The organism is Actinomyces sp. oral taxon 170 str. F0386, assembly GCF_000195595.1.
Lineage (GTDB): Bacteria > Actinomycetota > Actinomycetes > Actinomycetales > Actinomycetaceae > Actinomyces.
In genome coordinates this window covers 271,813-287,154 of sequence record NZ_GL882544.1, presented here as the reverse complement: position 1 = coordinate 287,154, position 15,342 = coordinate 271,813, and the positions used below count along the sequence as shown (strand labels likewise).

13 protein-coding genes are annotated in these 15,342 nt (G+C 67.6%); 9 read left to right on the top strand and 4 right to left on the bottom strand.

The genetic code is table 11. The annotated features are described in order from the left end of the window. Positions 1-337 precede the first annotated feature (337 nt). The 4 genes from HMPREF9056_RS09290 to HMPREF9056_RS09275 all read left to right on the top strand — a co-directional run bounded on the left by HMPREF9056_RS09290 (position 338) and on the right by HMPREF9056_RS09275 (position 4,421). The gene (locus HMPREF9056_RS09290) at positions 338-994 is read left to right on the top strand and encodes a hypothetical protein (RefSeq protein WP_034514355.1); all 657 of its coding nucleotides are present in this window, start codon (positions 338-340) and stop codon (positions 992-994) included. A 48-nt stretch (positions 995-1,042) separates the two neighbouring features. Continuing rightward, on the top strand, positions 1,043-2,701 hold the full coding sequence (locus tag HMPREF9056_RS09285; protein ID WP_172635259.1) for an ABC-F family ATP-binding cassette domain-containing protein: 1,659 nt from the start codon (positions 1,043-1,045) through the stop codon (positions 2,699-2,701). Positions 2,702-2,947: 246 nt separating this feature from the next. Beyond that, a complete protein-coding gene (locus HMPREF9056_RS09280) occupies positions 2,948-3,340 on the top strand; it encodes an iron-sulfur cluster assembly accessory protein (protein WP_034514354.1) in 393 nt (130 codons plus the stop codon). A gap of 55 nt (positions 3,341-3,395) precedes the next feature. After that, positions 3,396-4,421 (top strand): FKBP-type peptidyl-prolyl cis-trans isomerase, encoded by a 1,026-nt coding sequence (locus HMPREF9056_RS09275; protein ID WP_009404750.1) that lies wholly within the window; start codon positions 3,396-3,398, stop codon positions 4,419-4,421. Between the two features lie 98 nt (positions 4,422-4,519). Here HMPREF9056_RS09275 and HMPREF9056_RS09270 read toward each other — a convergent pair whose 3' ends face one another. Continuing rightward, positions 4,520-5,143 carry a superoxide dismutase gene (locus tag HMPREF9056_RS09270; RefSeq protein ID WP_009404749.1) on the bottom strand — a complete coding sequence of 208 codons (624 nt, stop codon included), beginning with the start codon at positions 5,141-5,143 and terminating at the stop codon, positions 4,520-4,522. A 180-nt stretch (positions 5,144-5,323) separates the two neighbouring features. Here HMPREF9056_RS09270 and HMPREF9056_RS09265 point away from each other — a divergent pair, with 180 nt between their 5' ends. Further along, positions 5,324-5,767, top strand: coding sequence for a hypothetical protein (locus tag HMPREF9056_RS09265; protein WP_009404748.1), 444 nt, complete (start codon positions 5,324-5,326; stop codon positions 5,765-5,767). A gap of 29 nt (positions 5,768-5,796) precedes the next feature. Here HMPREF9056_RS09265 and HMPREF9056_RS09260 read toward each other — a convergent pair whose 3' ends face one another. Further along, entirely contained in the window at positions 5,797-6,390 is a 594-nt protein-coding gene (locus tag HMPREF9056_RS09260; protein ID WP_009404747.1) for a bifunctional 2-polyprenyl-6-hydroxyphenol methylase/3-demethylubiquinol 3-O-methyltransferase UbiG, read from the bottom strand. Positions 6,391-6,418: 28 nt separating this feature from the next. Next, the gene (locus HMPREF9056_RS09255) at positions 6,419-8,077 is read right to left on the bottom strand and encodes a DEDD exonuclease domain-containing protein (RefSeq protein ID WP_009404746.1); all 1,659 of its coding nucleotides are present in this window, start codon (positions 8,075-8,077) and stop codon (positions 6,419-6,421) included. Positions 8,078-8,266: 189 nt separating this feature from the next. Between HMPREF9056_RS09255 and HMPREF9056_RS09250 the strand changes: the two genes are divergently transcribed. The 4 genes from HMPREF9056_RS09250 (at position 8,267) to HMPREF9056_RS09235 (ending at position 13,152) form a co-directional block, all read left to right on the top strand. After that, entirely contained in the window at positions 8,267-9,145 is an 879-nt protein-coding gene (locus HMPREF9056_RS09250; RefSeq protein WP_034514353.1) for a 1-acyl-sn-glycerol-3-phosphate acyltransferase, read from the top strand. A gap of 157 nt (positions 9,146-9,302) precedes the next feature. Beyond that, positions 9,303-10,532 carry a pyrophosphate--fructose-6-phosphate 1-phosphotransferase gene (locus tag HMPREF9056_RS09245; RefSeq protein WP_009404743.1) on the top strand — a complete coding sequence of 410 codons (1,230 nt, stop codon included), beginning with the start codon at positions 9,303-9,305 and terminating at the stop codon, positions 10,530-10,532. A 238-nt stretch (positions 10,533-10,770) separates the two neighbouring features. Further along, complete coding sequence (locus tag HMPREF9056_RS13755; RefSeq protein ID WP_087942242.1) at positions 10,771-11,706, top strand: Abi family protein; 936 nt, start codon at positions 10,771-10,773, stop codon at positions 11,704-11,706. 96 nt (positions 11,707-11,802) lie between these two features. Next, positions 11,803-13,152 carry a class II 3-deoxy-7-phosphoheptulonate synthase gene (locus tag HMPREF9056_RS09235; protein WP_253270006.1) on the top strand — a complete coding sequence of 450 codons (1,350 nt, stop codon included), beginning with the start codon at positions 11,803-11,805 and terminating at the stop codon, positions 13,150-13,152. 89 nt (positions 13,153-13,241) lie between these two features. On the opposite strand, the gene pknB is transcribed toward HMPREF9056_RS09235, so the two are convergent. After that, a complete protein-coding gene (pknB, locus tag HMPREF9056_RS09230) occupies positions 13,242-15,269 on the bottom strand; it encodes a Stk1 family PASTA domain-containing Ser/Thr kinase (RefSeq protein WP_009404739.1) in 2,028 nt (675 codons plus the stop codon). Positions 15,270-15,342 lie beyond the last annotated feature (73 nt).

Below are 15,342 nucleotides of genomic sequence, written 5' to 3'. Positions count from 1 at the left end.
GACGACGGCGGGTGCACGCCGGTGCGCTCCGGGTCCTCGGTGAGCTCGCTCCCGGTGGTGGGGGATCTGACACCTCCTGCGCCGCGCGGGCGCAGCGAGGTGCTTGAGGAAGAGGCTACTGCCTGACGGCTCATATCTGAAAGGCAACAGTCCATCCGGCCGGTGCCGCTCGAGATCATCGACGCCCGTCAGCTCGTGGTGCTCCGGAATCCACCGATTCATGTTGATGCAGATGAGACCCTTTTTGCGCACAGGTGTCCAGACCAACGAATGCGCCGGTGGAGTGGTTCTCTCACGCTTGGGAGACACCGACCCGCCTCAAGCGAAGGAGCCCGATATGAGCGCTCAGATGTCCCTGACACCCATGACAGCATCATCCGTTCCGGTTCACCCACCCACAACCACTCTGCCGCCTGCTGCATCTCCTGACCTCCCCTTGTTGGGCGTTCCCGACTCGCAGCGGCTGTACGGTCCACCGGGTTGGACGGTGCGCATCGGCCTGTGGCGCCTGCTTGAGCCCTGGCTCGATGCCCCGCGCTGCCTGCCGGAGGAGACACCGCTGCGCACGGACGCCGTCGGTGCCCCGGTAAGCGACTACGTATCGTTCCGCGGGATGGACGCCGCCACAGCGGCCGACCTGCTCGCTCGCATCCCAGTCCCGGCACTGGCCGACCGCCAGAACCTCTCCCCGTCCCTGAAGTCGATGCTGACCGCCTGTGCCGGCGCGGACGGGCGGGTGCGCCTATCAGGCTACGGGATCGGCCCCCAACGCGATGACGAGCGCCTGTGCACCGAGGCACTGTGGGTCGCCGATCCCGACCTGCAGGGTTATGAGGTCTTCGCGGAGCACAGCAGGGCCTGTCAGTGCTCCGCGCTGTGGGACCGGGTCAAGCAGCGCTACGAGCTCGACGCCCAAGGCATCCCGGATGACATCGTGCGGACCCGGCCCGAGTGGGCCGGCGGCGCCGTCGGCTGGTGGATGTGGTGGGACTGATAGACCCGCCTCGGCGGTTGACGACGCCGGCCCCGTACCATGGCGCGCGTGATCAATGTCCAGGACCTCACCATGCGTATCGGTGCCCGCCAGCTCGTCGCCCACGCCGGCTTCCGGGTCGACAAGGGGATGCGCATCGGCCTCGTGGGCCGTAACGGCGCAGGCAAGACCACCATGACCAAGCTGCTCGCCGCCACCTCCGTGGCCCAGGGGGCCGGACGTGCCGTCAATGATGCCGATGAGCGCCACGGCCTGGAGGCCGTCGAGCACGAGGGCACGATCACGTGTACCAGCTCAGTGGGTTACCTTCCCCAGGACACCAAGGTCGGGGACCTGAGCGAGATCGCCCGAGACCGGATCCTGTCCGCCCGCGGCATCGATGCCCTCCTGGCCCGCATCCGCAAGGCCGAGGAACGCATCGCCGTCACCGAAGGGGAGGCCCAGGCCAAGGCCCTGGACCGCTACACGCGCCTGGACCACGAGTTCACCATGGCCGGCGGCTACGCGGCCGCCTCGGAGGCCGCTCGCATCAGTGCTGCCCTGGGGCTGCCCGACCGCGTCCTCGACCAACCCATCGGCACGCTCTCGGGCGGTCAACGCCGTCGGGTCGAGCTCTCCCGCGTCCTGTTCCAGCAGCCCGACACGCTGCTGCTCGATGAGCCCACCAACCACCTCGACCACGACTCGATCCTGTGGCTGCGCGACCACCTGCGCTCCTACGCCGGGGGCTTCATCGTCATCAGCCACGACGTCGAGCTCCTGCGCGACACCGTCAACCAGGTCATGTACCTCGACGCCGGCCGCGGGGTCCTGGACGTCTACCACCTGGGCTGGGACGCCTACCTCAAGCAGCGTGCCGATGACGAGCACCGGCGCCGTCGTGAGCGGGCCAGTGCCGAGAAGAAGGCCGCGGCTCTGCGCGCCCAGGGGGAGAAGATGCGGGCCAAGGCCACCAAGGCCGTGGCCGCCCAGCAGATGCTCAAGCGCGCCGAGCGCCTCATGGCCGATCTGGAGGACGAGGCCGCCGTGGAGAAGGTCGCCCACCTGCGCTTCCCCGACCCCGCCCCTTGCGGCAAGACCCCGCTGCGCGCCGCCGGGCTGTCCAAGGCCTACGGTTCTTTGGAGGTCTTCGCCGGAGTGGACCTGGCCATCGACCGCGGCAGCCGGGTGGTGGTACTGGGCCTCAACGGTGCCGGCAAGACGACGCTCCTGCGCCTGCTCGGTGGCGTGGAGGAGCCTGACTCCGGCGAGGTCATTCCCGGCCACGGCCTCAAGATCGGTTACTACGCCCAGGAGCACGAGACCATCGACACCGGCCTGACGGTCGTGGAGAACCTGCGCCGTGCCGCGCCCGGCATGGACGACACCCAGGTGCGCAGCGTCCTGGGCTCCTTCCTCTTCTCCGGCTCGGACGCCGACAAGCCCGCCCGAGTCCTCTCCGGCGGGGAGAAGACCCGCCTGGCCCTGGCGATGCTCGTGGTCTCCAGCGCCAACGTCCTGCTGCTGGACGAGCCCACGAACAACCTCGATCCCGCCAGCCGGGAGGAGATCCTCGGGGCTCTTGGCACCTTCACCGGCGCGGTCGTCCTGGTCACCCACGACGAGGGCGCCGTCGAGGCCCTGAACCCCGACCGGGTCCTTCTGCTGCCCGACGGCGACGAGGACCTGTGGGGGCCAGAGTACCTCGAGCTGGTGGCCCTGGCCTGAGCCGGGGAGTGAGCCGCGACGTCCTGGACAGGTCCGGCGAGCCTGGAAAGGAGCACAGACACAGTGAGTCCCGTCACTGAGGCCTTGCGGTGGGGACCGCGTAGGGTTGTCACCAGGAACAAGACGTATAACTGGAGCGTTGGCTCCGGTGAAACCTGGTGGTTCTCGTCTTGAGAACCGCTGCAGAGAACCGTCACCACACAGGCATCGTCACTCGATGTGCCGCACAGAAACCAGGAGATGACCATGGCAGAGACCGCCCTGACCAACCCCGCCGACACCGAGACCCCTGAGCACGAGGTCATCCTCACCGAGACCGCCGCTGCGAAGGTCGCCAGCCTCCTGGCCCAGGAGGGGCGTGATGACCTGCGCCTGCGCGTGGCCGTCCAGCCCGGAGGCTGCTCCGGCCTGGTCTACCAGCTCTACTTCGATGAGCGTCTCCTGGACGGTGACGCAGTGCGCGCCTTCCCCACCGGGGGCGGTGAGATGGACAGCGTCGAGGTCGTCGTCGACCGTATGAGCGTGCCCTACCTGTCGGGTGCCACCATCGACTTCGCCGACAGCATCGAGAAGCAGGGCTTCACCATCGACAATCCCAACGCCGCCGGAAGCTGCGCCTGCGGAGAGTCCTTCCACTGATTGATCCCTCCGGATCCCGTCCTCACGGATCCTTCCCTGCAAGCAAGGAGCCCATGTGCGCCGTACACCCCTCAGCCTGACCGTCCTGGCCGCGGCCGCCTGCCTCGCACTGGCCGGCTGCTCGGGGTCGTCCTCGTCCTCTAAGGCCTCTGCCTCTGAGACCCCGGTTCCGGCGGCCACGGCGCCCGTGGACTGCTCGACCCTGACGATCGACTCCGACTCCGAGTCGCTGCCGACCATCGGCGGCGACGCCGGTACGCAACCCACCGTGACCTGGAAGAAAGACGCCCAAGCGCCCAAGAACCTCACCGTCAAGACGCTGACGCAGGGGACGGGGGCCGAGATCGACGCCGGTGGTGCGGTCAAGGCCAACTACACGGGCTGGCAGTGGGACGGAACCGACCCCTTCGACACCTCCTTCAAGAGCGGTGCCCCGGTGGCCTTCTCCCTGGGGAACGTCATTCAGGGATGGAAGTGCGGCCTTGCCGGGCACCATGTGGGTGACCGGGTGCTCATGTCGATTCCCCCCGAGCTCGCCTACGGCAACAAGGCGGCCCAGGACGCTCAGGCCGCACAGGCCGGCGGCGCCCAGAAGCAGCAGAACCCGGCCGGGACACTCGTGTTCGTCGTCGAGATCGTCGACGGCGCCAGCAGTAAGGTCTCCGGCGCCTCGGCCACGGCGACGATGGAGGGTGAGGAGGCTGTCAGTGAGCGCGGCCTCACGGTCAGTGGGGAGCTCGGCCAGCCGGCGACACTCTCCATCGGCGCCGATGCCGCGCAGCCGACGCAGTCCGAGGTCATCGTTCTGGCCCGGGGAACCGGCCCCGCCGTCACGGAGACCTCCTCGATCATGATGAACGTGGCCGGGAGCTACTGGGACGGCTCCCACCCCTCCAACACCTGGGAGCAGCAGGCCGCCGAGTCGCTCAACATGGCCCAGGCCCAGCAGTCGCTACCGGGGCTGATTGGTGTGCCGGAGGGATCCAGGGTCGTTGTCCTTCTGCCCCCGACCCAGGCGGTCGGTCAGCAGCAGGGGGCCCCGGCGTCGGCCTACGTCATGGATGTTGAGAAGGTCCTCTAGCACGAGCCGCTTTGGCACCGGCCAGACACAGTCGTGGCCCGCACCCCCTTTCAGGGTGCGGGCCACAATGTTGCGCAGCGCTCTACCAGGGCCGAGTATCAGCGAACGATGAGCCCCTGGGCCTTGGCGACGGCGTCGGCCAGACGCTCGGCGACGTCCTGCCAGTTGGCGATGTTCCAGACTGCCTTGACGTAGTCGGCCTTGACGTTGAGGTAGTCGAGGTAGAAGGCGTGCTCCCACATATCCACCATGAACAGCGGGATGGTGCCCACGGGCACGTTGCCCTGCTGGTCGAAGAGCTGGAAGATGACGAGCCCACCGGAGATCGAGTCGTAGGCGAGCACCGCCCAGCCCGAGCCCTGGATACCCAGCGCGGCGGCGGTGAACTGCGCCTGGAACTTCTCAAAGGAGCCGAAGGAGTCCTTGATGGCCTCGGCGAGCTCGCCCTCGGGCTGGCCGCCGCCATGAGGGGAGAGGTTCTTCCAGAAGATGGAGTGGTTGGTGTGCCCGCCCAGGTTGAAGGCGAGGTTCTTCTCCCACAAGTTGATCGCGCCCAGGTCGCCGGCTTCACGGGCTGCGGTCAGGGCCTCCAGGGCGGCGTTGGCGCCGGCGACGTAGGCGGCGTGGTGCTTGTCGTGGTGGAGCTCCATGATCCTGCCGGAGATGTGGGGCTCCAGGGCGGCGTAGTCGTAGGGGAGCTCGGGAAGGGTGTACACGGCCATCGAGGACTGCCTTTCGGTGGGTGAGATGGCTCCAGTCCCATATTAGCAGGGCCCGTAGGACTGAAGTCCTGAACACGGTTCATGCTAGACGTGGGGGCTGGAAGACGGATAGATGGCTTCTGTGTGATTACACTGACCGCGGAAACACCGCTGTCCGCACCCGTCCACGAAGGATCCCCCATGACTGACCAGGCTGCTTCCACCCGCCTCGAGCTCCTCATCTTCTCCGACGACGCCACCGTGCGTCAGGAGGTCGTCGACGGCGTCGGGCGCCGACCGGCCAAGGGGCTGCCGCTGGTGACCTGGACCGAGGCAGCCACGGCCGAAGGTGTGCGTATGGCCATCAAGGACCGTGAGAAGAAGGGCCAGCCGCCTTTCGACGCGCTCGTCCTGGACGCCGAGGCCAAGAAGCTCGGCGGCATGGGGCTGGCCCACGAGTTGTTCACCGAGCTCGATGAGCGTCCTGCGGTTGTGCTGCTGACCGCCCGGCCCCAGGACGACTGGCTGGCCGCCTGGGCCAAGGCCGAGGTCGTCGTGCCCCGGCCCCTGGACCCGCTGAGCCTCCAGGAGGGTGTCGCCAAGGCACTCACCGCCCGCCGCGGCACTGTCGCCCCCGCCGGCTGAGCTTGAGTGCGCTGAAGCGGCCTCTACATCTACATCGTGCGGCAGGAGATGCTGCCGTGGTCGCGTGCACCGGGGGCACGGCGGTGCTCCACGTCCAGGACCTCGAATCCGCTGTGCTCCAGAAGCGAGGCCAGGGTCCGTGGTGGCCAGTAGTAGGCCGGGGCAACCGCGTGGGGGAACTCCTCGATCCGGTCCCCGGCGAAGAACCCGACGAGCAGGTCGCCTTGTGGCATGAGGCTGTCTCTCAGGGACGCAAGCGTCTCCGACAGGTTCTGGGGCGGGAGGTGAATGAGGGAGTACCAGGCCAAGACGGCCCCGTAGGACCCTGCCGGTAACCCGGCAAAGGAACCCTGCCGATACGTCACGTGCGGGTGCTGCTCGCGGGCGATCTTGACGAATCTCTCGACCGGGTCCACCCCTTCGACCTCGAGGCCCAGGTCATGGAGATAGGCGGTCCAGTGCCCAGGGCCGCATCCCGCGTCGACGATCCGTCCTCGGCATCCGCGCGCCCACCGGGCGATGAGCTCGCGATCCGCTTCCGCGGTCGCTGCCATGCGGCCAAGAGCCGCTGCGTACTCCTCAGCACGCGCGCTGTAGGCCGACAACACATGGCTCGATCTCATCTCACGGAGCCTACAAGGGAAAAGGCCGTCAGTTCTCGGAGGCCAGGACCTTGTGGTGGCGGGCCGCCGCGCCAACCGGCCATGTGAGCACCGTGGCGTCGCCGTCGACCTCGACGATGCGAGCGCCGGTGTCCAGGACCCAGTCGGCCAGCAGACTCGTCTCCTCAATGCTCGCGACCTGTCCGACGTGGTCGGGCTTGTCGACGACCCGGGCGCTGGCGCGCAGCAGCTCGACGGCGGGACGCGGGTCGGCTCCCGGAGCGGTCGTCATGGAGCCGGCCAACACACCCCAGCGCACCACTACCAGCTCCCATCCGCCGCCCTCTCGCCGCCTGGCCGCCATGAGATGCGGGCAGGCCAGCAGCGGCCGTACCCGCTCGGCGCGTGCCGCCCCGCGCAGCAGGCAGCGCAGGCGGTCCGTCCAGGTCCCGGCCTCCTCGTAGCGCTCGGCCCGGGACAACGTCGCGATGCGCTCCAGCAGGGGAGCGGCCACCAGGTCGACCGTGCCCGACAGACAGGCCAGCGCCTCCTCCGGCTCGGCCGGGGCGTCGTCCGTGCGGACCCGACGCAGCTCGTGCCCGTCCCAGCGACGCAGGCGCAGCACCGACTCGGCGGCACGCAGGGCCTCCTGCCCCCGGCTGCGCGAGGCGAAGGGTCCGATCGCGTGGCCGGCCTCCTCAGTGGGCAGCACGGTCGTCAGCGCCAGTCGAGGCTCGACTCCTGGACCTGTGCCTCCGGTCAGGTGGAGCCAGGGCTGGCGGCGCGGTGCCCGGGAGCGGCGGTTGACCGGCGGGTCGAGCTCGGCGATCATCCGCAGCTCACGCACCCGCGCCTCAATGAGCGTGGGTGTGGCGATGTGTCGCACGCTCACGGTGGTGTCCAGCATCTGCGCCACCTTGCTGCGCTTCTCCGCGGCGGTGAAGTAGGAGCGCACCCGGCGCCTGAGGTCCACGGCGCTGCCCACGTAGAGCACCTGGTCGGCCGCCGAGCGGAACTGGTAGATACCTGGGCTGCTGGGCAGGTCGTCGGCCAGGCGGCTCTTGGCACGGCGCCTGACCGGGACGGGGTCGGAGGCGGTGGCCAGGTCCTCCAGGTGCGTGACGCCGAGCGGTGCCATGACCTCCAGGGCCGCGTGCAGCACGTCCACGGTGGCGCATGCGTCATCCAGCGCCCGGTGCGTGGGGCGGGTCTGGGAACCCACGAAGGCGGCCAGCGTCCCCAGCTTGTGGTTGGGCACCTCGCTGCGTGTCCAGGCCTTGCGGGCCAGCGCCAGCGTGTCCAGCACGCGGGGCTCGGGCCACTCCAGGCCCAGGGCCGCTGCCGCGCCGCGCAGGTGCCCGACGTCGAAGCGGGCGTTGTGCGCCACGAGGACGACGTCGCCGGCCAGCAGATCCGCCCAGTCCAGGAACGCCTCCACGCAGGTGCGCACGCCGGGTGCTCCGGCCACCATCGCGTTGGTGATGCCGGTGAGCATGGTGATCTGGGCGGGGATCGCCACCCCGGGATTGACCAGGGTGAAGAAGTCCGTCAGCACCTGCCCGCCGCGCGCCTTGACGGCCCCGATCTCGGTGAGCGCCTGCGCGCCCGGTGCCCCGCCGGTGGTCTCCAGGTCCACGACGACGAAGGTCGCCCGCTTCAGGGGCGTGCCCATGTCGGCGAAGGACACCTGGGTCCCGACGGTGCTCACAGTCGCAGGCTAGATGATGGCAGTGACACGCATCGTCTTCACCGGGCGGGAAGTCGGTGCGAGCAGGGTGGCAAGCCCCCTAGAATCATCCCCATACCCGAGCGGCACCGCCGGCTCCGGTGCCGTCCGTCTCCGATGGTGCAGGACCGTGTGGTGGCCGCCCAGCCAGCAGATCACAGGAGGCCCCGAGTGGGATACGGACCCATCAAGGCAACAGTCGGCCCGGCCCTGGAGATGCTCTATCAGCCCTGGATCCGCGGTGAGGAGAACATTCCCACCGAGGGTGCGGCGATCCTGGCCTCCAACCACCTGGCGGTCATTGACTCCTTCTTCCTGCCGCTGCTGGTGGATCGCGAGGTCGCCTTCATCGGCAAGGCCGACTACTTCACCGGCAAGGGCGTCAAGGGCTGGGCGGTGAAGAACTTCATGAAGACCGTCGGCACCATCCCCGTGGACCGCTCCGGCGGCAAGGCCTCCCAGGCGGCGCTTCAGGCCGGCATCGACCGCCTGCGCTCGGGGCAGCTCTTCGGCATCTACCCCGAGGGCACGCGCAGCCCCGATGGGCGCCTCTACCGCGGCAAGACCGGCGTGGCCCGCATCGCCCTGGCCACCGGAGCCCCCGTGGTGCCCGTGGCCATGATCGGATCCAACCTGGCCCAGCCGATCGGCAAGTCCATCCCCTCCACCCGCCACCGCGTCGGCATCGTCATCGGCGAGCCGCTGGACTTCTCCCGCTACAAGGGCCTGGAGAACGACCGCTTCGTACTGCGCTCCATCACCGACGAGATCATGTACGCCCTCATGGCCCTCTCCGGTCAGGAGTACGTGGACCTCTACGCCGCCGACGTCAAGAAGGCCATGGATACGGACAAGAAGACCGCCGACGAGGTCGTCACCGAGATGCTCGCCGCCCAGGCGCAGGCCCGGCCCTCGGCCGCCCCCGTGGCCGCGCCCGGTGGCCGCCCCGCCCCCGAGGTCTCTGTGCCCGAGCCGCCCGAGGACAAGAGCGGCAAGGACAAGAAGAAGGACAAGGCCTCCGACGACGAGGCTGAGCCCGGCGCCGAGTGACGGCCGGCGCCGAGCGATTCTCCGGCCTTCCTGAATCTGTTCTTCCGGTCTCTGTCTGCCGCTGCCGATGGCACGTAGACTGACGCCCGGTGCGGCCCGTGCCGCACGATCCGGCCGGGGCGCTGACCCCGAGTACCCACAACCCGAAAGGTTCCCGATGTCGATTCGTCGCGTCGCCCTGCTCACCGCTGGCGGTTTCGCCCCCTGTCTGTCCGCCGCCGTCGGCGACCTCATCGAGCGCTACACGCAGGTCGCTCCCGAGGTCGAGATCATCGCCTACCAGTACGGCTACCACGGCCTGCTCACCGGCAACTACATCGTCATCGACGACGAGGCCCGCAAGAACGCCGGCATCCTGCGCGACTTCGGCGGGTCCCCGATCGGCAACTCCCGCGTCAAGCTCACCAACGCCAAGAACCTCGTCGAGCGCGGCCTCGTCGAGGAGGGCGTCAACCCCCTGGAGTTCGCCGCCGAGCAGCTGCGCAAGGACGGCGTCGACGTCCTGCACACCATCGGTGGTGACGACACCAACACCACCGCCGCCGACCTGGCCGCCTACCTCCACGAGAACGACTACGAGCTCACCGTCGTCGGCCTGCCCAAGACCATCGACAACGACGTCGTCCCGATCCGCCAGTCCCTGGGCGCCTGGACCGCGGCCGACGAGGGCGCCGGCTTCGCCTTCAACGTCATCGGCGAGCACCGCTCCAACCCCCGCATGCTCATCGTCCACGAGTGCATGGGCCGCAACTGCGGCTACCTCACCGCCGAGACCGCCCGCCGCTACCACGACCTGCTCCAGACCAAGCAGTGGGCCCCCTCCCTCGGCCTGACCAAGGAGCGCTGGGACGTCCACGCCGTCTTCGTCCCCGAGATGAAGCTCGCCATCGCCGCCGAGGCCGAGCGCCTCAAGGCCATCATGGACGAGCAGGGCAACGTCAACATCTTCCTGTCCGAGGGCGCCGGCGTCCCCGAGATCATCGCGGAAATGGAGGCCGCCGGCCAGGAGGTCCAGCGCGACCCCTTCGGCCACGTCAAGCTCGACACCATCAACCCCGGCCAGTGGTTCGCCAAGCAGTTCGCCGAGCTCATCGGCGCTGAGAAGGTCATGGTCCAGAAGTCCGGCTACTACTCGCGTGCCGCCCACGCCAACGCCGAGGACCTGGCCCTCATCAAGAAGATGTGCGATCTGGCCGTCGACTGCGCCCTGCGCGGCGAGTCCGGCGTCATCGGCCAGGACGAGGAGAACAACGACGAGCTCACCGCGATCGCCTTCCCGCGCATCGCCGGCGCCAAGCCCTTCGACATCACCCAGGGCTGGTTCACCGACCTCATGGCCGACCTGGGGCAGAAGGTCGAGCCCACCGAGGTCGCCCCCGAGCACTGAGGCTGAGTTCGCGTCATGTGGTGCGCTCGCCTTCGAGGTCAGTGACATGAGGAACATCACTGACCTCGAAGGCGAGTTTTCTGTGCGACTGAATGAGTGTCCGTCTGACGGGGGCGCAACTTCGAGACGCGCGCCGCATGACATGAGACTCCTATGTTGCTATACTCAAGGCAATCGCCCCCCGGCCAGGCCTCGTCATGAGGCAGACTAGGCCGGGGCCTTTTCCTTTGGAGTGGGTATGGCTAAAGAGTGGTTGAGCTACCAGGAACAAGTTTCTCGACTTCAAGAACGAGGTCTTGTTGTTGCTAATGCCGACGCTTGTGAGCGTTTTCTTTCTGAGGTCAGTTATTATCGTTTTTCGGGTTACTTCCGTTACTGGCAGAAGGATCCGATGTATGGTGATGATCGGTTCCTCGGGGGTGTGCATGTAGATGTCATCGAAGATGTATATCGCAAGGAGGGTGAGGTTGCGGACGTCGTATTTGCTGCGATAAGGCGTTTTGAGATCCTTCTTCGAACCAGATTTTCATACTTCTACGGAGAGCGTGTGGGGTCGGGGTGGAATCTTGTGCGAGGTGAGGGACTTGCCTCTCCTTCAGGCATAGATCGCTCAGATGTCGGTGCCCATGTTCTACGAGACCTCAACCGGAGCAAAGAGGCATTCGTTGGCCGCTACCGCGATGATCGCGAGGTCGATGGTCATGGAGTCTTCACTGTCGACGCATACCGTGATCTTCCAGTGTGGGTTGCGGCTGAAGTTCTCTCGTTTGGTGTCTTGTCTCGCTGCGTCGAAGCCTCTGTTGACTCTGGAGTACTCAATGATATTGCCGGTTCGATAAATGTGTCGAAATCAATTCTTCCTGGTCAAATTAAATCGCTCGTGTATCTGCGTAACCGCATAGCTCATCATGCAAGGATCTGGAATCACTCCGTGCTTGATGCGCCAGCGCTTCCCGGCGGAAGAAAGGCTAGGAAGCGGATAGGACGAGAATACGGTAAGTTCGATCCAAGATCTGTGTATTGCATTTTAGTTGTCCTTGATGTTCTGCTCAAACGCGCTTCACTCGAGGGTGATTGGTTCTGTTCTGAGATAGCTCCTAGACTTGCTGACAACCGGTTCCTGGACCGGGGAATTCGTTACCCGAGAAAATATGGAGAGATGGATCTCTCCTAGGGTGAAGTGCGGCCACGCTGAGAGCGTCCCCACTCGTTTCGCGATGCGGCGCCGATTCCGGGGCATACTCCCGGCTGGCCTATGCTGACGGGCGTGATGAACGAGCTCTCCGCCGCCCGCACGGACGTCCAGGCCTCTACCTGGCGTCACCTGCCCGCCCTGCAGCAGCCCGCCTACCCTGATGAGGCCGCGCTGGTCGGCGTGGTGGCTGACCTGCGCCGTCGGCCTCCGCTCGTCTTCGCCGGAGAGGTTGACTCTCTACGCGATCTCATCGCCCAGGCCAGTATGGGAGAGGCCTTCGTCCTCATGGGCGGGGACTGCGCTGAGTCCTTCGCCCACAACACGGCTGATAACATCCGCCTCAAGGTCCAGACCATCCTCCAGATGGCGGCGGTCCTGACCTACGGTGCCTCCACGCCCGTGGTCAAGGTCGGCCGTATGGCCGGCCAGTATGCCAAGCCCCGCAGCTCGGACACCGAGACCCGTGGTGAGGTCACCCTGCCCGCCTTCCGCGGTGACTCCGTCAACGGCCACGAGTTCACCCCCGAGGCCCGCATCCCCGACCCCGCGCGCATGCTGGACGCCTACCTGCGCTCGGGCACCACCCTCAACCTCATCCGCGCCTTCACGATGGGCGGTTACGCGGACCTGCGTGAGGTCCACTCCTGGAACCGCGGCTTCACCGCCAACCCCGCCTACAAGCGCTTCGAGTCCTTCGCCGAGGAGATCGACCGGGCCATGCGCTTCATGGAGGCTGCCGGCGTCGACTTCGACGCCCTGCGCCAGGTCGACTTCTACGCCGCGCACGAGGCCCTCCTCCTGGAGTACGAGGACGCCATGATCCGCGAGGACTCCCGTACCGGGCGCCTCTACGACACCTCCGCCCACATGCTCTGGGTGGGGGAGCGCACCCGCGAGGCCGACGGTGCCCACGTGGCGATCCTCGCCGGCGTCCACAACCCCGTGGGCGTCAAGGTCGGCCCCACCACGTCTCCCGACGACGTGGTCCGGCTCATGGACCGGCTCAACCCCGACAGCGTACCCGGGCGTCTGTCCCTCATCACCCGCATGGGCGCCGACCGCATCCGCGATGCCCTTCCGGCACTGGTCGAGGCAGTGCGCGCCGACGGCCGACCCGTCACCTGGATCACCGACCCCATGCACGGCAACACCATCACCTCGGACAACGGCTACAAGACCCGTCGTTTTGAGACGATTCTCGATGAGATCCGCGGCTTCTTCGAGGTCCACCGCTCCCTGGGCACCGCCCCGGGTGGCATCCACGTCGAGCTCACCGGCGACGACGTCACCGAGGTCCTCGGCGGAGGCGAGCACATCGACGAGGCTGGCCTGGCCGAGCACTACGAGACCCTCGTCGATCCACGCCTCAACCACCAGCAGTCCCTCGAGGTCGCCTTCGAGATCGCCGAGATGCTCAAGGGCTGAAGGCCCCGGCCAGGAGCCTGCCCGCCTCGCCGGCCAGAGGCGCGGCACGGCCCGAACCCGGCCCGGGCCTCACGGGCCGGTCGCCACCGTCAGAAGATATTGATGGTGACCTTGGAATCCGGCTTGACGCTGGAACCCGCTGCGGGATCGGTGGAGCGCACGGTCCCGAACGGGCCGCCCAGGCGCTTGTTGACCGTCACCTTGAGGCCGGCGTCCTCGAGGGCCTTCTTGGCGTCGTCCTCGCTCTTACCCGTCACATCGGGGACAGTCACCTTCTCGGGCCCTTTGGACACGGTCAGGTCCACCGAGTCGCCCTTGTAGTAGCCCGAGGCCCCGGCGATGGGGGAGGAGGAGATGACCCGTCCCTTGGCCACGGAGTCGGAGTAGTCCTGGCTGACTTTTCCCTTCTTGAGGCCGGCGTCCTCGAGGGCCTTCTTGGCGTCGTCCTCGCTCTTACCCGTCACATCGGGGATCGTGGCCGGCTCCTTGCCCTTGGAGACCACAATCGAGACCTTTGCGGTGTGCTCAATGACCTTGCCAGCCTTGGGGTCGGAGGAGATCACCTTGCCCTGGGCGACACTGGCGGAGTAGTCCTCGGTGACGTCCCCCAGGGTCAGACCCGCTCCCTTGATCGCGGCACCGGCCTGGTCCTTGGTCTTTCCGACCACGTCAGGCACGGTCTTGGTCTCCACGCCCCGGGAGATGACGGCAGTGACTGCCTGGCCGAGCCCCACCTTCCGGCCGACCTTCGGCTGACAGGAGACGACGTGTCCGGCCGGAACCGTGTCGGAGTAGGTCCGCGCCGGAGCGCCCCAGTCGAGCCCCTGCTTCTCCAGGGCGAGCTGCGCCTCGTCCTGAGACATGCCGATGATGTTGGGCACGGGAACCCGCCGCCCTGGACCCGCCGTCAGATACCAGGTAGCACCCGCTCCGGTTCCGGCCACGGCCAGCAGCCCGACGATGACGGCGGTACGACGGTTGAGGCCGCCGACGCCCTTCCCTCGGGTGGGGACGGCGGTGGTCTTCTGGGTATCGGCCGCCAGCGTCTTGCGCGACAGCGCGCGTGTCCTGCCCTTGGCATCCGGGCCGATGGAGCCGATGGGCAGCGAGACGGTGCGCATACCGGCGAGCGAGGAAGACTCCTCGTCGGAGGGTGCGTCGTCATCGTCCTGAGGCTCGTTGTCGATAGCGGAGCGGGCGGCCTGGGCATTGGCCGTCATGACCTCCTGGGTTCGGATCGAGCCAGTCCCACCGCCGCGGCGCACGGCGAGCTCGGAGTCGGTGAGCTCGTCGACGACGTTGCGCAGCAGCGCCAGCGCCTCATCGGCGTCGGCAGGACGCTCCTGGGGCTCGCGGCGCGTCATGGTCGCCACGAGCTCGTCGACGTCGGCCGGCATGTCGGGGACCAGTGCGGAGGGCAGAGGCACGTCCTCGTGAACGTTGCGGAAGGCGATCTGGATAGGGGAGTCCGCGGTGAAGGGCTGCTCGCCAGTGAGGAGCTCGTAGAGGACCACCCCGGCGGAGAAGACATCGGCCCGGGACGTGGAGTCGCCCGAGGTGATGAGCTCGGGCGCCAGGTAGGCGACCGTGCCCAGTACGTTGCCCGTCGTCGTCTGCGTCACCTCCGTGACCGCCCGGGCCAGACCGAAGTCGGCCACCTTGGCCACCGAGCCGTCCGAGGGCAGCAGGACGTTCTCCGGCTTGATGTCGCGATGCACCAGCCCGGCCCGATGGGCGGCCCCGAGCGGTCGCAGCAGCTGGGCCACCAACCCCAGGGCCTCCTTGACGGACAGCGGGCCCGCAGTGATGAGGTCGCGCAGTGTGGGCCCCTCGACGTACTCCATGACGAGGTAGGCCACTCCGTCGAGGCTGCCCTGGTCGTAGACCGCCACGACGCCCGGGTTGGACAGCCTGGCCGCCGCCCGCGCCTCACGGCGGAAGCGTGAGACGAAGTCGGGAGAGTCCGCCAAATGGGCGTGCATGAGCTTAAGCGCCACGGTCCGGTCCAGGCGACGGTCGTGGGCGCGGTAGACGGTGGCCATGCCACCGCGCGCAAGGCGGTCGACGATCTCGTAGCGAGAGTCGACCAGCCGACCGATGAGGGGATCCGTGACCACGAACGCGATTCTACGGTGCCAACGGCGCAGTGACAGCCGCTCACCGATGCGGACGGGTCGTACTGCCTCTCTG